An 18,750-nucleotide genomic window follows, 5' to 3' on the forward strand; every position below is an offset into this window, starting at 1 on the left:
CACGAACGACTCGACGCGGTAGGAGTTGGCCGAGGCGAGGAGGATGAGGCGGAGGTTAGTATCAGGCATAAATGTCAGCCACGAATTTCGCGGATTACACCGATTATGCCCTGATTTACGAAATCCGTGAAATCGGCGCAATCGGTGGTTGCTACAGAACTAAAAACAAACAGACCCTTCCTGATAACGAAGGGTCTGCTAATGTCGCGAAGTTGAAAATTACCGCTTGGTATACGTCGGGGCCTTGCGGGCGCGCTTGAGGCCGGGCTTCTTGCGTTCCTTCTCGCGGCTGTCGCGAGTCAGGTAGCCGTTCTTGCGAAGCGGCTTGCGCAAATCCGGGTTCATGGTCAGTAGGGCGCGAGCCACGCCCTGGCGGGCGGCCTCGCTCTGGCCGGTGATGCCGCCGCCTTCGACCTTGATGGTGATGTTGAACTTGCCATCCTGGCCCACTGCCTTGAGCGGGGCGGTCACCGCCTCCAGATCGCCGTAGCGCGAGAAATACTCTTTGCCTGGCTTCTCGTTCACCGTCACTGCGCCATCGCCGCCGGGGAAGATGCGAACCCGGGCCGTGCTGGTCTTGCGCCGGCCTACGCCTTGAAAATAATTGTCACCCATAAAGTTTCTTCCTCTTCAGCCACGAATTTCACTAATGATCACGAATTCTTCTTCGTGCAAATTCGCGTCATTCGTGGCAACACTATCTAAACCGAAAGCGCTTTTGGCTGCTGGGCCGAGTGCGGATGCTCCGGCCCGGCGTACACTTTGAGCTTCTTGAGCAGAGCGCGCCCGTGGCGGTTGTGCGGCAACATGCCGCGCACGGCAATCGTCAGCACCCGGTCAGGGTGCTTGCCCAGCATCTGGCGCAGGCTCTCGCTCTTGAGGCCGCCAGGATACATCGAGTGGCGATAGTACACTTTTTGATCCAGGCGCTTGCCGGTCACCACAATTTTCTCGGCATTGACGATGACGACGTGGTCGCCCAGATCAGCGCCGGGGGTGAATTTAGGATCGTGCTTGCCCACCAGGACGGCGGCCACTTTGGAAGCAACCCGCCCCAGGGTTTGGCCGGCGGCATCTACCACGAACCATTCCTCTTTTGCTTCACTTCCTTTAACAACGTATGTTTTGTCCACGAACCACATCTCCGTTCAGTAAATCACTTCAATCAGGCGCAGGCCGTTGGGCGGAGCCGGAGTCCCGGCCCGGCTTCGGTCGGACGCTTGAACCGCCTCGACAAAATCGGCGGCTGTTCTCTCGCCCTGCCCCACCTGCTTGAGCGTGCCCACGATGCTCCGCACCATCCGGTACAGAAAGGCATCGGCTTCAATATAAAAGTTGAGCGTTTGGCCGCCCTCGCTTTGTTCCCATCGGGCCTCGCGCACTGTTCGCGCGGTGTGGCCGCCCGGCTCGGGCGCTGTGCCAAACGTTCCAAAATCGTGCCGCCCGAGCAAGTGCTGGCTGGCGGCCTGCATGGCCGCCACGTCCAGAGCCGGCCACACCTGCCAGGCGAACCGTTCACGTAATGGCGACCGGATCGGCGCGTTGTAAATCGAGTAACAATACCGCCGCCCCTGCGCCGAGAAGCGGGGGTGAAAGTCGGCGGCGCACTCGCTCACGCTCAGCGCCGCAATTGCTCGCGGCAGGTTGGCGTTGAGGGCGCGGATGAGCGCCTCCGCACCGTGCGCCCACGCCAGTTCAAAGGCAATCACTTGCCCCGAGGCGTGCACGCCGCTGTCCGTCCGCCCAGCCCCCATGATTGTGATGGGCTTGCCATCACTGATTCGGGCCAGGGCCGCTTCGACTTCTCCCTGCACCGTCGGCCCAACCGTGGGGGCCTGGCGCTGAAACCCGGCGAAGTCACTGCCGTCGTACTCGATGATCGCTTTGTAACGTGCCAAAATGGTCTTGTAATCTTGTGGTCTTGTGGTCGCCTTGTCTGGTAGTCGCCTGACGATATGACTACCAGACTACCTGACCACTCGACTACCTGACTACTCTTCGACCAGCTCCAAAATCACCATCGGGGCCGCGTCGCCGTTGCGCGGGCCAAGCTTGAGCAGGCGGGTGTAGCCGCCTTTGCGCTCGGCATAGCGCGGGGCGATCTCTTCAAAAATCTTGCGAACGATCTTGTCGCCGTCGAGGCGGCCTTTGAGTAATTGGCGGGCGTTGGCCTGCTTCACTTTGCCGGCCTTCACCGCCGCCTCGTCGCCTTCCACCGCGCCGGCCTTGAGGCCGCGCTTGGCGACGGTGATCATCTTCTCGGCTTCGCCGCGAATGGCTTTGGCTTTGGCCTCGGTGGTCGTAATCTTGCCCAGGTCAAAAAGCTGGCTGAGCAGAATGCGGCGCAGGGCAATGCGTTCGTCGCTGGGCCGGCTCAGAATGCGCCCATGTACTCGGTGTTTCATGCTTGCTTCTCCATTGTTTCAGTCGCCGCGCCCTCTTTGTCTTTGAGGTAACCCTTCTCGCGCAGTTTATCGTACAACTCGTTCAGCGACTTCTCGCCAAAGTTGCGGATGGCCAGCATCGCTTCCGGGCCGCGGTTGAGGTGGTCGAGCACTTCGCCGACGGTGGTGATGCCGGTGCGCTTGAGTGAGTTGAACACGCGCACCGAGAGGTCGAGTTGCTCGATAGGCGTCTCGTAAATCTCGCTGGGGATGGTCGGCAGGTTCACTTCCTGGGCAATCGGGGTGAGCGACTCTTCGCTGATGCCGGCCACGTAGCGCAGGTGGTTCACCAGAATTTTGGCGCTCTCGCTCAAGGCCGCTTCGGGCCGCATCGCGCCGTCGGTCCAAATTTCCAGCACCAGCTTGTCGTAGTTGGTGTTCTGGCCGACACGAGCGCGCTGAACGTCGAAGTTCACCCGTTTGATCGGGCTGTAGATCGAGTCCACCGGCATTTCGCCAATCGGCAAGCGTCCTCGTTCCTCGGCGGGCGAGTAGCCTCGCCCCCGCCCAACCGTCATTTCAATTTCCAGTTTGGCCTTGTCGTTGTCCACCGTGAACAGGTACAGATCGGGGTTGACGATCTCCACCTCGGCCGGGCAAACGATGTCGGCGGCGGTGACGGTGCCCTCGCCGCGCACATCGAGGCGCAGGCGGGCCGTTTCACCTTCGTGCAGGATCAAGCGCAATTGCTTCACTTGCAGAATCACCTGCATCGTATCTTCTTTGACGCCGGGGATGTCCGAAAATTCGTGCAGAACATCGCTGATACGGACGGAAGTCACCGCCGCGCCATTGAGCGACGACAGCAAGACGCGCCGCAGGGCGTTGCCCAGCGTGATGCCGTAACCGGATTCCAGCGGGCTGATGATGAACCGCCCGTAGTTCCGCGACATCGCGTCACGCTCAATTTTGGGGATGACCATGTTGTTATTGGAAGTCAAATCTCAGCCCTCCTCGCCTGCAAACCATTTGGCGTACCGCTTGCAAGGCGAAGTAGAGGCAGACCCGCTGTCTACCATTGGCAGACGATGTGGCCCGCCAGTGACCTAGCGCGAGTAGTATTCCACAATCAACTGCTCGTTGAGGTTGGTGTCAATCTCCTGCCGGCTGGGTGCCTGCAGAACCTTGCCCGAAAGTTTCGCCGGGTCACGGCTCAACCAGCCCGGCGCGTTCCGCGACTCGCTCACATCGGATAATGATTTAAAGTAGGTGCGGCTGCGAGAGCCGTCCCGCACTTCCACCACGTCGCCCGGCTGGAGGACCATGGACGGCACATCCGTCCGGCGGCCATTCACGTTGAAGTGGCCGTGCGTCACCAGGTTGCGGGCGTGGGCGCGATTCTCGGCAAAGCCCAGACGATAGACCACGTTGTCCAGACGGCACTCCAGCAGTTGGAGAATCACTTGGCCGGTGAGGCCGGTGCTGCGGATGGCGCGGTCGTAATAGCGCCGGAACTGCGCCTCCAGCACCCCGTAAATCCGACGCGCCTTCTGCTTCTCACGCAACTGGTTAGCAAAGTCCGAGGTGCGGCTCCGCTTCAATTGGCCTTCCTTGCCATGCTGGCCGGGCGCAAACGGGCGGCGCTCGATGGCGCACTTGGGCGACAAGCAACGCGCGCCCTTCAAGAATAATTTTTCGCCTTCGCGGCGACAAAGTCTGCAAACAGGACCGAGATACTTAGCCATTGTTTCCTTCCAAATTTCAGTAGGGGCGATTCACGAATCGCTCCTACACGCGGCGTCGCTTGGGCGGGCGGCAACCATTATGCGGAACCGGAGTCAGGTCGGCAATCAAGCGCACCTTGATCCCCATTCCCTGAATCGCACGGATAGCCGCCTCGCGGCCCGGGCCGGGGCCTTTGATATACACTTCAATCTCTTGCATGCCCATGTCCATTGCCGCCTTCACCGCCTGCTGGGAGGCCATTCGGGCCGCGTAGGGCGTGCTCTTGCGACTGCCCTTGAACCCGGCTGTCCCGGCGCTACCCCAAGCCACCGCATTCCCCTGCTGATCGGTAATGGTGATGATGGTGTTATTGAACGTGGCATGCACGTGCGCCTGCCCATAAGCAACGTTCTTCTTGACTTTCTTGATGACGCGACGAGCGCCCTTAACAGTACGAGCCATGTCTCTCCCTTATTGTTACAAAAGACAACGCAACGCCCGCCGGGGAAGCCGCCTCTGGCCGTGCAGCCGCCCGGTGGAAGGAACCGGAACACAGCCAGACCAGCAACCGCCCGCAGGCCGTTGAACGAACACTACTTCTTCTTCGCGCCGCGCCGCCGACCGCGCCCGGCCACCGTCTTCTTGGTGCCCTTGCGTGTGCGCGAATTGGTGCGCGTGCGCTGGCCGCGCACCGGCAAATTGCGGCGGTGGCGCAAGCCGCGATAACTGCCGATCTCGATCAGCCGCTTGATATTGAGCTGAACCTCGCGGCGCAGATCGCCCTCGACGGTGAAGTGCGCGCCAATGTAGTCGCGCAGAGCCGTCACTTCGGCCTCGGTCAGGTCCTTGACGCGCGTGTCCGGATTGACGTTGGTGGCCCCCAGAATGTCGTGGGCCGTCTTCGGGCCAATCCCGTATAAATATCTCAGAGAAATTTCCACTCGCTTGTCGCGGGGAAGATCCACACCTTCAATACGCATGTCGTCTTTCCTTTGTTTCCTGCTTTTCCTTCATTTCCTGAGAGAAAAGATGGAGGGCAGGAAATGAACTATCCCTGCCGCTGTTTGTGCTTCGGGTTTTCGCAAATCACAAGCACCTTGCCCGCCCGGCGAACAATCTTGCATTTGGGGCAACGCTTGCGAACGGATGGCTTAACTTTCATGTTCTTTACTCCTACGTAGACACTGGGTGTCTCTAACTCTCGGAAGCGCCGATTATACCAGTCTCTCTACAATTTTGTGAGAATTTCCGGCTCACCGTCGGTGATCGCTATCGTATGTTCAAAGTGGGCGGTCAGCTTGCCGTCCTTCGCCGCCACCGTCCACTGGTCGGGCAACACTTTTGTCTTGTAATTTCCGGCGAGCACCATTGGCTCTACTGCAATCGTCATGCCGGGCCGGAGCTTTGCGCCCTTGCCGGCTTTGCCCACATTGGGCACTTGCGGGTCTTCGTGCAGTTCCCGCCCCACCCCATGGCTGGTGTACTCGCGCACCACATTCAGATTGTGGGCTTCGACATACTTCTGCAACGCCGCCGACATGTCGCCGGTGCGGTTGCCCGCTCGCGCCGCCGCAATGGACTCGTACAACGCCTTCTCGGTCACTTCCAGCAAGTACCGGGCCTCATCGCTGATCCGGCCCACCGGGAACGTCCAGGCGCTGTCCCCGATCCAGCCCTCGTAAATCGCGCCGCAGTCAATCTTGATAATGTCGCCCTCTTTCAAAACCCGCTTGCCCGGAATGCCGTGCACCAGTTCCTCGTTGACCGAGGTGCAAACGTGGCCGGGAAAAGACTTCAAGCGCGGGTCGTGATTCGGGTAATTGTAAAAGGGCGAGGTCGCGCCGTTTTGCTTCAACACCCTGGCCGCCACCTTGTCCAACTCGCCGGTGGTCACACCGGGGCGGATGCGTTCCTTCAGTTCGAGCAGAATCCGGGCCACGATGCGCCCGGCCTCGCGCATCATTTCCAGTTCGCTCCGGGTTTTCAACACAATCATGCTCAACCGTCAACTCACTGCGGCAACGGCGTCCAGCAATTGCTCCGTCACCTGTTCAATAGCCTGCTCGCCGTTAATCTCAACCAGCAGGCCCAACTGGCGATAGTATTCGATCAGCGGCGCTGTGTTCTTCAAATATTCGGCGATGCGTTTCGTCACCGTCTCTTCGTGATCGTCGGGCCGCTGGAAGAGTTCAGCGCCGTCCACGTCGCACACCCCGGCCACTTTGGGCGGGTTGAACTTCAAATGATAAACGTGCTGGCCGGGGCCTTTGCACGTCCAGCGCCCGGTGAGCCGCTCAACCAGCGCCGGCTCGCTGACTTTGATGTACGGCACCAGGTTGACCTTGCCGCCAAGCTCGCCCAGCATTTTGTTCAGGGCTTCGGCCTGGGCCGGGGTGCGCGGAAAACCGTCGAGCACCGCGCCGGCGGCGCAATCCGGGCGAGATAATCGCTCGCGCACCATTGCAATGGTCACATCATCCGGAACCAGCGCCCCGCTTTTCAGAATGGTTTCCACTTGCTTGCCCAACTCGGTCTGGCGCTTGATGTTGTCGCGGAAGAGATCGCCCGACGAGACGTGCATCAGGTCTTTCTGTTTGCCGAGAATGGCCGCCTGCGTTCCCTTGCCTGCGCCCGGAAGCCCGATCATCACCAGATAGAGAGGCATACGTTCCTGACTACCGAACCAGCATCGTGTCGTCGTAACCGCGCAGTTTTAGTTCCGTCTCCAGGCCAAAGAACGTGTCTTTCACCACACCCACCACAATCAGCAGGCCGGAGCCAAGAACCGAGAAGGCGTTGGCGTTTAGAACGTTGCCGGCCAGGAACGGCAGGACGGCCACCACGCCAAGGAAGATCGCGCCCGGCAGAGTGATTCTTTGCAGAACCCGGTTGAGGTAGCGCTGAGTCGGCGGCCCCTTGGTCACACCCGGCACTTGCGCCCCTACCCGTTTCAAGTTCTCGCCGTAATTCTGTTGTTCAAAGATCACGCTCGTATAGAAGAACGAGAAGATCACGACCATGAAAAAGTAAATGGTCAGGTAGCCGGGATTCCGGTTGTTGCTGAACAGATTGATCGTTCCAGCTGCAAGGTTTCGCACCCATTCCAGTTGGCTGGAAGTGAAGAACTGAGCGATGATGGCCGGGAAGGTGAGAATGGATTGGGCGAAGATGATCGGGATCATGCCTGCCATGTTGACCAGCAGCGGCAGGGTGCCCTTCACCGGCATAGACTGGCGGTTGCCCATCCGCCGACCAGGATACATGACCGGCACGTTACGGCGGCCCTGAGTCACGATCACAATCGCAAACACGGTGATCGCCATCAAAGCCACAAACGCCAGCAACAGTAGCCAACGGCGTTCCTCGTCCACCCACAGGTTGCTAATAGTGGCCGGCAAGCGGCTGACGATGCCGCTGAAAATGATCAGCGACAGGCCCTGGCCGCGAATGCCGTATTCCGAGATCAATTCGCCAAGCCAGATGGCGAACATGGTTCCAGCCGCCATACTAATGATGGTGGTGATCGTCGGCAGTAATTGCGCCCCGCTAAAGCCAAAGTTCGGCAGAACCTGCACGCCGGGGATCGAAGCATTGAAAATGCGTATCTGGCCGATGGCTGAAAGGGCCGCCATCGGGATCGCCAGGTAATACGTCCAGCGTTCCTGAAACTCGCGGCCAGCCTTCGGGTCGTCTTCCATCCGCTTCTGCAGGGCCGGGATGATGGGCACGAGCAGTTGCAAAATGATCTGGGCGGTGATGTAGGGATAGACGCCCATCGCCAGCACCGAGAAGTTGGACACCGTGCCGCCCGACAGCAGATCGAGCAGGCCTAACAACGCGCCTGCGCCGCCACCCGATTGAAGAATCTGCTGAATGGCGTCGCGATCCACACCTGGCACTGGCACGTGCGCGGCCAGGCGATAGAGGATCAACAGGCCAAGCGTAATCAGCAATCGGTTGCGGATTTCTTCCGCCGACCAGAGATACCGCCACGCAGATCGTTTCATAGTTTGCAAGCGAGCGATTACGCGCCCGCCTCCTCAGCCTCACCCAGCGGCACAATCTCCACCGTGCCACCCGCCTTTTCAATGGCGGCCTTGGCCGCCGCCGTCACCCGGTGAACTTTCACCGTGAGCGGTTTGGTCAGTTCGCCGTTGCCCAGCACCACCACCGGCTGGCTTAAATCTTTCATCACCCCGGCGCTCACCAGCGTCTCCGGAGTCACCGCCCCGTTTTTGACAAAGCGGCTCTCCAGCTTGTCGAGGCTCACTTCCACGTAATGAATTTTGCGTAGATTAGTGAAGCCGCGCTTGAAGGGCAGTTTGCGGACAAGGGGCAGGTTGCCGCCTTCAAAATATTGCGACACACTACCGCCCTGCCGCGCGCCCTGGCCTTTGGTGCCGCGTCCGGCCGTCTTGCCCTGCCCGGCCGAGATGCCGCGCCCGACACGCTTCTTGTCTTTTCTGGCCCCAGGATTGGGTTGAAGATCGTGAAGTTTCATTGCCGGCTACGCCTCTTCCACTTTTACCAGTTGGGAGACTTTGTAGATCATCCCGCGCACTGCCGGGGAGTCTGCCAACTCAATCGTCTGATGCAGTCGCCGCAGGCCCAGAGCGCGCACGGTTTGCTTGTGGCGCGTCGAGTAGCCCAGCGGGCTGCGAACCAGCGTAATGCGAACTTTTTTAGTTTGAGCCGAATTATTGTTTGCCATTGCTCTTTCGACTCCAAAACGGCTGAAGCTCGGCCACGTCTTTGCCCCGTGCCCTGGCTTCCTTCTCGACATCCTTCATCTTCTGCAGGCCCGTCCAGGTGGCCCGTACCACGTTCAGCACATTCGGGCTGCCGAGAGATTTGGTGAGGATGTCCTTGACCCCGGCCACTTCCAACACGGCCCGGACGCCGCCGCCGGCGATGACGCCGGTTCCCGGCGAGGCCGGTTTCAAATACACTTCAGCGCCGCCGTGCTCGGCCACAATTTCATGCGGGATGGTCGTCCCGGCCAGGTTGATGGCCTTCATGTTGCGGCGGGCGCGCTCCGTGCCCTTGCGGATCGCGTCCGGCACGGCGCGGCTCTTGCCCACGCCCACGCCCACGCGGCCCTTGTTATCGCCCACTACCACCACGGTGCGGAAGGCAAAGCGGCGGCCACCCTTGATCACTTTCGCGACGCGGGCAATATCCACCACGCGCTCGTCAAGTTCTTCGCGCTCTTCATCACGGACAACGGGTTCTCGATTGCTGACCCTTGCTTTTTGTTTCATGTGGTCTTAACTCCTAAAAATCCAGTCCGGCGCTGCGAGCGGCTTCAGCCAGGGCCTTCACTCGCCCGTGGTAGCGATACCCGCCGCGATCGAAGACAACGGCCTTAAGGCCTTTGGCCAGCGCCCGTTCGGCGACGGCGGCGCCCACCAACTGGGCCTGCTCGACCTTGCGTTTGCCGTCCATCTTGGCTTTCAGTTCACTATCAATCGTCGAGGCCGAAACCAGAGTGCGGCCCGCCTCGTCGTCAATGATTTGAGCGAAGATGTTCGATAGACTGCGATAGACATTCAAGCGCGGGCGGGCCGGAGTGCCCGATACCTGACTGCGGACACGTCGTTGCCGCCGCCGGCGCATTGCTTCACGACTCTTAGCCATAGTTATGCCGCCTTCCCGGCTTTGCCGGCCTTGCGGCGGATCTGTTCACCCAGATACCGCAGGCCCTTGCCCTTGTAAGGCTCCGGTTTGCGCCACTTGCGAATATCGGCGGTCACCTGCCCTACCTGCTCTTTGTCGGCCCCGGCGATGGTGATCGTCCGGGCCTTCTCGTCCACCGAAAAGGTAATGCCCGCCGGCGGCGTCACCACCACCGGATGCGAGTAGCCCAAAGCCATCACCAGGTCCTTGCCCTTCATTTCGGCGCGGTAGCCTACGCCTTCGATCTGCAACACTTTATTGAAACCGGCGCTTACGCCAACGACCATGTTGCTCAACAACGCCCGGGTCAGGCCATGCAAAGCGCGCGTCTGGCGTTCATCGCCGCTTCGCTCAACGTGGAGCGAGTCGCCCTCCTGCTTCACCGCCACCTCGTCCCGAAAGACGCGGGTCAGTTCACCCTTGGGGCCTTTTACTTTGACTTCGTTGCCGTTGACCGTGACGGTTACGCCTTTGGGCACGGACACCGGCTTGCGACCTATACGAGACACTTTAATTCCTCCTCAGGTTGTCGGCCACCTGGCTGCTAATAACCCGTAACTAATAACCGATGAACATGCTTGGTTATTGGTTATTCGTTATTCTTTGCAGGGCCGATCCGACCTCTGAGAATTTCAATTCTCTAATTTCCCAAATCCCCTAATTCTCTGATTATGAGAATCGGAGATTAGAGAATTAGAGATTACCAAATATGGCACAACACTTCGCCGCCCACGCCGAGAGAACGGGCGCGCTGGCCGGTCATCACGCCTTTGGGCGTGGACAGAATCGCGACCCCCATCCCGGACAGCACCCAGGGGATGTCACTCTTGTTCACATACACTCGCCGCCCGGAGTGGCTGACGCGCACCAGGCCGGTCATCACGGCGCGCTTCTCGCGGCGCACGCCCACGTACTTGAGCTTAACCCGCAGGACGCTCTTGTTGCCGTTCTCGGCAGCTGAGCTTTCAAAATCTTCAATAAAGCCTTCGTCCTTGAGAATCTGGGCAATGGCGGTCTTCATCTTGGAGCCGGGCATGGACACGGTGGCGTGCCCGGCCATCAACCCGTTGCGCAGGCGGGTCAACATATCGGCGATAGGATCAGTCACATTAGCATTCATGGCAATCTCCTACCAGGACGACTTGACCACGCCAGGGATTTGACCGGCGAGGGCTCGTTCGCGGAAACAAATGCGGCACAGCGCAAAGCGGCGGATGTAGCCGCGCGGGCGGCCGCACAGTTTGCAGCGGTTTCGGACGCGCACTGGGAATTTGCGATGCGATTCACGATTGATAATGGATTTCTTTGCCATGCGTTAATTCTTTCCCCGCTGTTGAAAGGGCATCCCCAGCAGTGCCAACAGCCGCCGCCCGTGCTCATCGGTTCTGGCCGAAGTCACCACCGTAATTTCCATGCCCCGCACCTTGTCAATTTTGTCGTACTCGATCTCCGGGAACACCAACTGCTCCCGCAGGCCCAGCGTATAATTGCCGCGGCCATCAAAACCCTTCGTCGGCACACCGCGGAAGTCGCGCACACGCGGCAGGGCCACGTTCATCAACCTGTCCAGGAAGTTCCACATCCGCTCACCGCGCAGGGTGACGCTCACCCCGATGGTCTTGCCGGCGCGCAGTTTGAAGTTGGAGATGTCCTTCTTGGCTTTGTTCAACACCGGCTTCTGCCCGGTGACGAGTTGCACGTCTCCCAGAGCGGCGTCGAGGGCTTTGGCGTTGTCCAACGCTTCACCCATGCCGATGTTGACCACCACCTTCTTGACGCGCGGCGCTTCCATCACATTGCGGAAGGAAAACTCCTGCATCAACGAAGGCAGAACTTCTTTTTTGTAGCGTTCTCTCAAATTTGGCATGCTACACCTGACTAACGATCAATCGCTTCGCCGCTCTTGCGGGCAACGCGCGTGGCCTTGCCCGATTGCGGGTCGCGCTTGAAACCAATCCGAGTCGGCGCGTTTTCCTTCGGATCCACTAGCATCACGTTCGAAATGTCAATCGGCCCTTCAAACTGGATGATGCCCGGGGCCAGATTCTGGCGGCCACCGGTCTGGGCCTGCTTCTGGTGCTTCTTGCGGATGTTCAACCCCTGCACCACCACCCGGTGGTGGCCGTCTTTGTCCCGCATCACCCGGATGACTTCGCCGCGTTTGCCTTTGGCGTTTCCGGCAATGACTTCCACCGTGTCGCCTTTTTTAATTGCCAGTTTCATTACAGCACCTCCGGCGCGAGGGAGACGATTTTCATGAATCCCTTCTCACGTAACTCGCGCGCCACCGGGCCAAAGATGCGGGTGCCCCGTGGGTTTTCGCCGTCGGCGTCAATGATGACCGCCGCGTTGTCGTCGAACCGGATGTACGACCCGTCGTCACGGCGGTATTCTTTGGCCACTCGCACAATGACGGCTTTGACCACTTCACTCTTCTTCACCGAGCCTTGCGGTGTGGCCTCTTTTACCGTCGCCACCACCACATCGCCCACGTGCCCGTAACGCCGGGTTGAGCCGCCGAGCACGCGAATGACGAGCAGTTCGCGGGCGCCGGTGTTGTCAGCCACGGTCAAGCGGGATTCTTGTTGAACCATGTCTCCCCTCCTCAGGCCTCAACCAGCTCAACGCCCAGGTTCTTGGTCACGATGCGCGCGACCACCCAGCGTTTGTCTTTGCTAATCGGCTTGGATTCCACAATCTCAACCAGGTCTCCCACTTTGCAGATGCTGTTTTCATCGTGCGCTTTGAAGCGGTGCGAGGTGCGCACCACTTTGCCGTAGAGCGGATGGCGTTTGGCGCTGGAAATTTCCACCACCACAGTCTTGGTCATTTTGGCGCTGGTCACTTTGCCGACAAGACGGTTTCTATTATTCATAACCTACTTCTCCGTTTTCGCCGACAACTCGGCGGCCAACTGCCGCTCACGCAACACCGTGAGGTAGCGGGCAATGTCGCGCTTGACCATCGTCAGCCGGGATGTATCCGACATCTGGCCGGTGGTAATCTGAAAGCGCAGTTTGAAGAGTTCTTCGCGGGCGTTGTCAAGCTTGCCTTCGATCTCGCCCGATTGCAGGGTGCGAATATCTTTGATCTTCATGGCTTACTCCCCTGCCGTCACTTGCTGGGCCAGGTCGCGCCGGATGACGATCTTGGTTTTGAGGGCCAGCTTGTGAGCGGCCAGGCGCATGGCTTCACGGGCTGTCGTTTCGTCCAGGCCGGCCACTTCAAAGATAATGCGGCCCGGGCGCACGACGGCCACCCAGTGATCCACCGCGCCCTTGCCCTTGCCCATGCGCGTCTCGGCGGCGCGTTGAGTCACCGGCTTGTCGGGGAAGACGCGAATCCACACCTTACCCTTGCGCTTCATAAAACGCACCAGTGCGCGGCGGGCGGCTTCGATCTGGCGCTGGGTCATCCAGCCCGGCTCGGTTGCCTGCAAGGCATATTCGCCAAAGTGGATTTCGGCCCCCCGGGTTTCGGTGCCGGTCATCCGCCCGCGCATCTGCTTGCGATATTTGACACGTTTTGGCATCAACATAGAACTGCTCCAATAACCGATAACTAATAACAGGTTATTCGTTACTAGTTATTCACTCACGTACACGTCTGTAACTTCCGGCTTCTCTTCCTTCAACACTTCACCCTTGTAAATCCACACCTTGACGCCGATGCGGCCATAGGTGGTCAGGGCTTCGGCACGGGCGAAGTCAATGTCGGCCCGCAGGGTTTGCAGGGGAACCCGCCCCTCGCGTTGCCACTCGCGGCGGGCCATTTCACTGCCGGCCAACCGGCCGGCGCACAAAATCTTGATGCCCTTGGCTCCGTTGCGCATAGCCTGGCCGATGGCCCGCTTCATGGCCCGGCTGTGGCTGATGCGCCGTGTTAGCTGGCCGGCGATGTTCTCGGCCACCAGCTTGGCGTCCAGGTCGGGCTGGGTGATCTCGTTCACGTCCACTTTCACTTTGGTGCCGCACAGCGCTTCCAGGTCGGTCCGCAGGACTTTGACCTGAGCGCCCTTGCGGCCAATGACAATGCCCGGCTTGGCAGTGTGAATGGTGACGTGCACCTGATTCGGGAAGCGCTCGATGTCAATCCTCGAGATCGAGGCTTTGTCGTTGCCGCCCAGAACCATCTTGCGGATCGTGAAGTCTTCGTGAAGTTGCTTGGCGTAACGTTCGCCTTCCGCGTACCAGCGGCCTTCCCAGTCCTTGATTATTTTGAGACGAAAACCGATTGGATGAACTTTGCGACCCATTACGCCGTCCCTTCTCGTTCGATGAGCACCACTGAAATATGTGAGGAGCGCTTGCGCCGGAGCACAGATCGCCCGCGCGAAGCGAAGCGTCGCCGCTTCATCATGGGCGCCTCGTCGATCATGATCGTTTTGATAACCATGTCGTCGCCGTTCATGCCGAAGTTTTCCTCGGCATTGGCCACGGCGGTCCGGATCACTTTCGCCACATCTTTAGCCGCCGCATTGGGCATAAACTTGAGTGTCACCAGCGCCTCGTTGGCGGCTCGGCCACGCACCAGGTCGGCCACCAGGCGCATCTTCTGCGGCGAGCCAGGCACGCGAACGGCAAAGGCTTTGACCAGTTGTCCTTCCATCGTTTAGCCCTCCCCCACTTCCGTCTTCTTCTCTTTGGTCACGTGGCCGCGGAAGGTGCGCGTCGGGGCAAACTCGCCGAGGCGGTGGCCCACCATGTTTTCGGTGACGTAGATCGGCACGTGGCGGCGGCCATCGTGGACGGCAATCGTATGCCCCACCATTTGCGGGAAGATGACGCTGGCCCGTGACCAGGTGCGAACGACCTTCTTCTCGCCTTTGGTGTTCATGACTTCCACTTTTTTCAACAGCTTCGGAGCGACAAACGGCCCCTTCTTTAATGATCGCGACATACCTGATTACCTCTGCTTCTTCGCGCGGCGCTTGACGATGAATTTATCGGTGCGCTTGTTGTGGCGGGTCTTCTTGCCACGAGTCGGCTTGCCCCACGGCGACTTGGGGCCGGGCATGCCGGTGGGCTGGCGGCCTTCGCCGCCGCCGTGCGGGTGATCGCGCGGCGTCATCGCCGTACCGCGCACGGTGGGCCGGATGCCCAGGTGGCGCTTGCGCCCGGCCTTGCCGAGTTTGATGTTCGAGTGATCCAGGTTGCCTACTTCGCCAATCGTCGCCAGGCACACTTGCGGAATGAGCCGCACTTCGCCCGACGGCAAACGCACCTGGGCGTACTCGCCCTCTTTCGCCAACAACTGCGCCGCCGTTCCAGCCGAGCGGGCGATCTGGCCGCCCTTGCCCACCTGAATCTCAATATTGTGAATGAGCGTGCCGACCGGAATGTTCGAGATCGGCATGGCGTTGCCGGTGCGAATTTCGGCGGTGGCGCTGGTGACGAGGGTGTCGCCCACGCGCAAATCCAGCGGGGCAATAATGTAGCGGCGCTCGCCGTCGGCATAGTTGAGCAAGGCAATGCGGGCCGAGCGGTTGGGATCGTATTCAATGGACGCAACTTTGGCCGGAATGTCCACCTTGTTGCGCTTGAAATCAATCTCGCGCCACTGGCGGCGCTGGCCGCCGCCCCGGTGGCGAACCGTGATCCGGCCCTGGGTGTTGCGCCCGCCCGATTTCCGCAAATGGCGGATTAACGAACGGACAGGCTTGCTTCTGGTAATCTCCTCAAAGGTCGAGCCGGTCATGCCTCGGCGGCCGGGAGAGGTGGGTTTGAAAGTTTTTACGGCCACGGTTACTTGACCCCTTCAAATACGTCAATGGTTTGGCCTTCGGCCAGCGTCACCAACGCCTTTTTATAGGCGGCATTGCGAACGACAACCCGGCGCAGGCGGCGGCCCCGCTTGGCCGGAGATACAAGTGTGTTCACCTTCACCACGTCTACATCGAACAAGGTTTCAATGGCTTCCTTGATCTGTTGTTTGGTCGCCTCGCGCCGGACTTCAAACGCATACTGCCGCAACTCGCTTTGCTGGCTCGACTTCTCGGTGATCAACGGGCGGCGCAGAATTTCATAAACGTTGTTGCTCATTGCTCGCTCCCGAGATAGGCTTTGATCACGTCGAGCGCGGCCAGCGGCATGACCAGCGTTTCGTAGCCCAGCAAGTCGCGCACGTTCAGGTATTTGGCGTTGAGGGTCTTGGCCGTCGGCAGGTTGCGGGCCGACTTCTGAACGGCGTCATTAGAATCCGGCAACACCACCAGCGCCGACTTCCCGGCGCCAATCGCCTTGAGGGCCTTCACGATCTCTTTCGTCTTCGGCCCTTCAAGCATCACAGCATCCACCACCACAATTTGCCCTTCGCTGGCCTTGGCCGACAGGGCCGAGCGCAGAGCCCCGCGACGCATTTGGCGCGGCATGTTCATGGCATAGTCGCGGTTGTGCGGGGTGTGAGCCTTGCCGCCGCCCTTCCAGTGCGGGGCGCGGGTGGAGCCTTGCCGGGCGTGGCCGGTGCCTTTTTGCTTGAACGGCTTCTTGCCGCCGCCGCTCACTTCGCCGCGGCTTTTGGTCTCGTGCGTGCCCAGGCGCAAGCCCGCCATCTGCCGCACCAGAGCCTGGTGCATCAAGTCTTTATTGATCGGAGCTTCAAAGATTTCGGCAGGCAGTTCCACCATGCCGACCTTTGCGCCCGTCATATCTTTAACTTCGAGTTCCATAGTTGTACGCGCAAAAAATACTCATTACCCAATACTCAATACCTAATATTGAGTATTCTGTATTGGGTATTCTGTATTTTTACTGCTTCCGCGCCTCCTTGATCATCACCAGAGTTCCCTTGGCGCCCGGCACGCTTCCGTTCACAGCCAACAAATTGCGCTCGGCATCCACCAGAATGACGGTGAGATTTTGCGAGGTGGTGCGCACTGAACCCATGTGGCCGGGGCGGCGAGTGCCTTTGTACACACGGCCGGGCGTGGTGCCCGACGAACTGGAGCCGGGGGAGCGGCCACGATCCGACTGGCCGTGCGTCTTGCTCCCGCCGCGAAAGCCGTGCCGCTTCATGCCGCCGGCAAAGCCCTTGCCTTTGGTGATGCCGATCACGTCCACGTGCTCGCCGGCCTTGAAAACGTCCACCGTCACCTTGTCGCCTTCCGACAGGCCGTGTTCGCCTTTGACGCGAAATTCGCGCAGGTGTTTGAGCGTCGGCAAATTGTTCCGCTTAAGATGGCCCTTCTCACCGGCCACAATTCGCGACGGCTTGACTTCGTCGAAGCCCAGCTGCACAGAGGCATAGCCGTCTCGTTCTGCAGTTTTGATCTGCGCCACAAAACATGGCCCGGCCTCAATGACGGTGACGGCGTTCGCCTTGCCGTCCTCGCTGAAAACCTGGGTCATGCCAACTTTCTTGCCAAGTAGCCCTTTCATTCATCAATCTCCCTGGGACTGTTAGTCCGGGCCGGACTGCATCATCCCGTTCAGACCTTCAAGGTTTCAGAAACCTTGAAGGTCTTTCTAAATTGTTACTTCAATATCCACACCCGCCGGCAGGTTGAGCCGCATCAGGGTGTCAATCGTGTTCGAGTCCGGGTCAAGCACGTCAATCAGGCGCTTGTGGGTGCGAATCTCAAAGTGCTCCTGCGAGTCCTTGTCAATGAACGCGCCCCGGCGGACGGTAAATTTTTCGATACGGGTGGGAAGCGGCACCGGGCCAATCACCCGCGCCCCGGTGCGTTCTGCCGTCTCGACAATGCGCTTGGCCGATTGGTCGAGCACACGATGATCGTAAGCCTTGAGGCGGATACGGATTTTCTGCTTTGCCATGTTAGTCCAGAATCTCCGTAATGACGCCGGAGCCGACGGTCAGGCCGCCTTCGCGAATGGCGAACTTCGAGTTCTTCTCCAACGCCACCGGGATGATCAACTCCACCGTCATCTCAATATTGTCCCCCGGCATCCCCCGCCGGCAGGGTGATGCTCCCCGTCACATCCATCGTCCGTATGTAAAACTGCGGCCGATACCCGCTAAAGAACGCCTTGTGCCGCCCCCCTTCCTCTTTCTTCAACACGTACACCTGACTCTTGAACTTCTTGTGCGGCGTGATGCTCCCCGGCTTGGCCAGCACCATCCCCCGCTCAATTTGCTCCCGCTCGATCCCCCGCAACAGAATGCCCACGTTGTCCCCCGCTTCCCCCTGGTCGAGAAGTTTATGGAACATCTCCACCCCGGTGCAGGTCGTGCTCATGCTCTCCTCCTGCAACCCGACGATCTCCAGCGCCTCGCCTACTTTCACCACCCCCCGCTCAATCTTGCCCGTCGCCACCGTCCCCCGGCCCTTGATAGAGAACACGTCTTCCACCGGCATCATGAACGGCTTGTCTTTGGCTCGCACCGGGTTGGGTATGTAGCTGTCCACTACTTCCATCAACTCCAGAATGCACTTGTACTCCGGCGCGCTCGGGTCGGTGCTGGTGCTCTCCAGCGCCTTGACCGCACTGCCCCGCACTATCGGCGTCTTGTCGCCGGGGAAGCTGTAGCTACTCAGCAGTTCCCGCAGTTCCAACTCCACCAACTCCAGCAATTCCGGGTCGTCCATCATGTCCACTTTGTTGAGAAAGACGACGATGTAGGGCACTTCCACCTGCCGGGCCAACAGCACGTGTTCCCGCGTCTGGGGCATCGGCCCGTCGGGGGCGGCCACCACGAGTATCGCCCCGTCCACCTGGGCCGCGCCGGAGATCATGTTCTTGATGTAGTCGCGGTGGCCGGGCATGTCCACGTGGGCGTAGTGGCGGTGTTCGGTCTGGTACTCGACGTGGGCGATGTTGATGGTGATGCCGCGGGCTTTCTCTTCCGGGGCGTTGTCAATCTGGTCGTAGGCTTTGAACGACGCCAGTTTCTTCATCGCCAGGACTTTGGTGATGGCCGCCGTCAGGGTCGTCTTGCCGTGGTCAATGTGCCCCATTGTCCCCACGTTGACATGCGGTTTGCTTCTGTCAAATTTCTCTTTTGCCAT

Annotated in this window: 33 protein-coding genes and 1 pseudogene; all 34 read right to left on the reverse strand. The window is 59.7% G+C overall.

What is annotated here, in order from left to right; all coding sequences use genetic code 11:
* Positions 1–219: 219 nt before the first annotated feature.
* The 34 genes and pseudogenes from rpsI to tuf all read right to left on the reverse strand — a co-directional run bounded on the left by rpsI (position 220) and on the right by tuf (position 18,750).
* Positions 220–615 carry a 30S ribosomal protein S9 gene (gene rpsI / locus HYZ49_00420; protein ID MBI3240747.1) on the reverse strand — a complete coding sequence of 132 codons (396 nt, stop codon included), beginning with the start codon at positions 613–615 and terminating at the stop codon, positions 220–222.
* A gap of 86 nt (positions 616–701) precedes the next feature.
* Positions 702–1,142: a 50S ribosomal protein L13 gene (gene rplM / locus HYZ49_00425; GenBank protein MBI3240748.1), complete on the reverse strand. Its 441-nt coding sequence runs from the start codon at positions 1,140–1,142 to the stop codon at positions 702–704.
* Between the two features lie 6 nt (positions 1,143–1,148).
* Positions 1,149–1,898, reverse strand: a complete 750-nt coding sequence (gene truA, locus HYZ49_00430; GenBank protein ID MBI3240749.1) for a tRNA pseudouridine(38-40) synthase TruA — start codon at positions 1,896–1,898, stop codon at positions 1,149–1,151.
* Between the two features lie 93 nt (positions 1,899–1,991).
* The gene (rplQ, locus tag HYZ49_00435; protein ID MBI3240750.1) at positions 1,992–2,405 is read right to left on the reverse strand and encodes a 50S ribosomal protein L17; all 414 of its coding nucleotides are present in this window, start codon (positions 2,403–2,405) and stop codon (positions 1,992–1,994) included.
* Complete coding sequence (locus tag HYZ49_00440) at positions 2,402–3,367, reverse strand: DNA-directed RNA polymerase subunit alpha (GenBank protein MBI3240751.1); 966 nt, start codon at positions 3,365–3,367, stop codon at positions 2,402–2,404. Before HYZ49_00440 ends, rplQ begins: the two co-directional genes overlap by 4 nt.
* Positions 3,368–3,490: 123 nt before the next feature.
* The gene (gene rpsD / locus HYZ49_00445) at positions 3,491–4,129 is read right to left on the reverse strand and encodes a 30S ribosomal protein S4 (protein ID MBI3240752.1); all 639 of its coding nucleotides are present in this window, start codon (positions 4,127–4,129) and stop codon (positions 3,491–3,493) included.
* A gap of 43 nt (positions 4,130–4,172) precedes the next feature.
* Positions 4,173–4,571 carry a 30S ribosomal protein S11 gene (rpsK, locus tag HYZ49_00450; protein MBI3240753.1) on the reverse strand — a complete coding sequence of 133 codons (399 nt, stop codon included), beginning with the start codon at positions 4,569–4,571 and terminating at the stop codon, positions 4,173–4,175.
* A gap of 131 nt (positions 4,572–4,702) precedes the next feature.
* A complete protein-coding gene (gene rpsM / locus HYZ49_00455) occupies positions 4,703–5,089 on the reverse strand; it encodes a 30S ribosomal protein S13 (GenBank protein ID MBI3240754.1) in 387 nt (128 codons plus the stop codon).
* 68 nt (positions 5,090–5,157) lie between these two features.
* Entirely contained in the window at positions 5,158–5,271 is a 114-nt protein-coding gene (gene rpmJ, locus HYZ49_00460) for a 50S ribosomal protein L36 (protein ID MBI3240755.1), read from the reverse strand.
* A 66-nt stretch (positions 5,272–5,337) separates the two neighbouring features.
* Complete coding sequence (gene map / locus HYZ49_00465) at positions 5,338–6,105, reverse strand: type I methionyl aminopeptidase (protein MBI3240756.1); 768 nt, start codon at positions 6,103–6,105, stop codon at positions 5,338–5,340.
* 9 nt (positions 6,106–6,114) lie between these two features.
* Positions 6,115–6,774: an adenylate kinase gene (locus tag HYZ49_00470; GenBank protein ID MBI3240757.1), complete on the reverse strand. Its 660-nt coding sequence runs from the start codon at positions 6,772–6,774 to the stop codon at positions 6,115–6,117.
* Between the two features lie 10 nt (positions 6,775–6,784).
* Entirely contained in the window at positions 6,785–8,116 is a 1,332-nt protein-coding gene (secY, locus tag HYZ49_00475; GenBank protein MBI3240758.1) for a preprotein translocase subunit SecY, read from the reverse strand.
* Between the two features lie 17 nt (positions 8,117–8,133).
* On the reverse strand, positions 8,134–8,610 hold the full coding sequence (gene rplO, locus HYZ49_00480; GenBank protein MBI3240759.1) for a 50S ribosomal protein L15: 477 nt from the start codon (positions 8,608–8,610) through the stop codon (positions 8,134–8,136).
* Between the two features lie 6 nt (positions 8,611–8,616).
* Complete coding sequence (gene rpmD, locus HYZ49_00485) at positions 8,617–8,820, reverse strand: 50S ribosomal protein L30 (GenBank protein ID MBI3240760.1); 204 nt, start codon at positions 8,818–8,820, stop codon at positions 8,617–8,619.
* Positions 8,807–9,370 (reverse strand): 30S ribosomal protein S5, encoded by a 564-nt coding sequence (gene rpsE / locus HYZ49_00490; protein ID MBI3240761.1) that lies wholly within the window; start codon positions 9,368–9,370, stop codon positions 8,807–8,809. Before rpsE ends, rpmD begins: the two co-directional genes overlap by 14 nt.
* 13 nt (positions 9,371–9,383) lie before the next feature.
* The gene (locus tag HYZ49_00495; protein MBI3240762.1) at positions 9,384–9,746 is read right to left on the reverse strand and encodes a 50S ribosomal protein L18; all 363 of its coding nucleotides are present in this window, start codon (positions 9,744–9,746) and stop codon (positions 9,384–9,386) included.
* 2 nt (positions 9,747–9,748) lie between these two features.
* Positions 9,749–10,294: a 50S ribosomal protein L6 gene (gene rplF, locus HYZ49_00500; protein MBI3240763.1), complete on the reverse strand. Its 546-nt coding sequence runs from the start codon at positions 10,292–10,294 to the stop codon at positions 9,749–9,751.
* Between the two features lie 191 nt (positions 10,295–10,485).
* On the reverse strand, positions 10,486–10,905 hold the full coding sequence (gene rpsH / locus HYZ49_00505) for a 30S ribosomal protein S8 (GenBank protein MBI3240764.1): 420 nt from the start codon (positions 10,903–10,905) through the stop codon (positions 10,486–10,488).
* Positions 10,906–10,914: 9 nt separating this feature from the next.
* Positions 10,915–11,097, reverse strand: a complete 183-nt coding sequence (locus tag HYZ49_00510; protein ID MBI3240765.1) for a type Z 30S ribosomal protein S14 — start codon at positions 11,095–11,097, stop codon at positions 10,915–10,917.
* Positions 11,098–11,100: 3 nt separating this feature from the next.
* Positions 11,101–11,652, reverse strand: coding sequence for a 50S ribosomal protein L5 (rplE, locus tag HYZ49_00515; protein ID MBI3240766.1), 552 nt, complete (start codon positions 11,650–11,652; stop codon positions 11,101–11,103).
* 11 nt (positions 11,653–11,663) lie between these two features.
* On the reverse strand, positions 11,664–12,002 hold the full coding sequence (gene rplX / locus HYZ49_00520; protein ID MBI3240767.1) for a 50S ribosomal protein L24: 339 nt from the start codon (positions 12,000–12,002) through the stop codon (positions 11,664–11,666).
* A gap of 5 nt (positions 12,003–12,007) precedes the next feature.
* Positions 12,008–12,379, reverse strand: a complete 372-nt coding sequence (gene rplN / locus HYZ49_00525) for a 50S ribosomal protein L14 (protein MBI3240768.1) — start codon at positions 12,377–12,379, stop codon at positions 12,008–12,010.
* A gap of 11 nt (positions 12,380–12,390) precedes the next feature.
* Positions 12,391–12,660 (reverse strand): 30S ribosomal protein S17, encoded by a 270-nt coding sequence (gene rpsQ / locus HYZ49_00530; protein ID MBI3240769.1) that lies wholly within the window; start codon positions 12,658–12,660, stop codon positions 12,391–12,393.
* A gap of 3 nt (positions 12,661–12,663) precedes the next feature.
* Positions 12,664–12,882, reverse strand: coding sequence for a 50S ribosomal protein L29 (gene rpmC / locus HYZ49_00535; protein MBI3240770.1), 219 nt, complete (start codon positions 12,880–12,882; stop codon positions 12,664–12,666).
* Between the two features lie 3 nt (positions 12,883–12,885).
* Positions 12,886–13,323: a 50S ribosomal protein L16 gene (rplP, locus tag HYZ49_00540; GenBank protein ID MBI3240771.1), complete on the reverse strand. Its 438-nt coding sequence runs from the start codon at positions 13,321–13,323 to the stop codon at positions 12,886–12,888.
* A 48-nt stretch (positions 13,324–13,371) separates the two neighbouring features.
* The gene (gene rpsC / locus HYZ49_00545) at positions 13,372–14,040 is read right to left on the reverse strand and encodes a 30S ribosomal protein S3 (GenBank protein MBI3240772.1); all 669 of its coding nucleotides are present in this window, start codon (positions 14,038–14,040) and stop codon (positions 13,372–13,374) included.
* Positions 14,040–14,393: a 50S ribosomal protein L22 gene (gene rplV, locus HYZ49_00550; GenBank protein ID MBI3240773.1), complete on the reverse strand. Its 354-nt coding sequence runs from the start codon at positions 14,391–14,393 to the stop codon at positions 14,040–14,042. Before rplV ends, rpsC begins: the two co-directional genes overlap by 1 nt.
* Before the next feature lie 3 nt (positions 14,394–14,396).
* The gene (gene rpsS, locus HYZ49_00555) at positions 14,397–14,684 is read right to left on the reverse strand and encodes a 30S ribosomal protein S19 (protein MBI3240774.1); all 288 of its coding nucleotides are present in this window, start codon (positions 14,682–14,684) and stop codon (positions 14,397–14,399) included.
* Between the two features lie 6 nt (positions 14,685–14,690).
* A complete protein-coding gene (rplB, locus tag HYZ49_00560; protein MBI3240775.1) occupies positions 14,691–15,527 on the reverse strand; it encodes a 50S ribosomal protein L2 in 837 nt (278 codons plus the stop codon).
* A 2-nt stretch (positions 15,528–15,529) separates the two neighbouring features.
* Positions 15,530–15,826, reverse strand: a complete 297-nt coding sequence (gene rplW, locus HYZ49_00565; protein MBI3240776.1) for a 50S ribosomal protein L23 — start codon at positions 15,824–15,826, stop codon at positions 15,530–15,532.
* Positions 15,823–16,452, reverse strand: coding sequence for a 50S ribosomal protein L4 (gene rplD, locus HYZ49_00570; GenBank protein ID MBI3240777.1), 630 nt, complete (start codon positions 16,450–16,452; stop codon positions 15,823–15,825). Before rplD ends, rplW begins: the two co-directional genes overlap by 4 nt.
* Positions 16,453–16,531: 79 nt before the next feature.
* Positions 16,532–17,161, reverse strand: coding sequence for a 50S ribosomal protein L3 (rplC, locus tag HYZ49_00575; GenBank protein MBI3240778.1), 630 nt, complete (start codon positions 17,159–17,161; stop codon positions 16,532–16,534).
* Between the two features lie 87 nt (positions 17,162–17,248).
* Positions 17,249–17,557: a 30S ribosomal protein S10 gene (gene rpsJ / locus HYZ49_00580; protein MBI3240779.1), complete on the reverse strand. Its 309-nt coding sequence runs from the start codon at positions 17,555–17,557 to the stop codon at positions 17,249–17,251.
* Position 17,558: 1 nt separating this feature from the next.
* A pseudogene (gene tuf, locus HYZ49_00585) lies at positions 17,559–18,750 on the reverse strand (elongation factor Tu).

The sequence above is a fragment of the Chloroflexota bacterium genome (assembly GCA_016197225.1).
In the GTDB taxonomy this organism is placed as follows: Bacteria; Chloroflexota; Anaerolineae; order Anaerolineales; family VGOW01; genus VGOW01.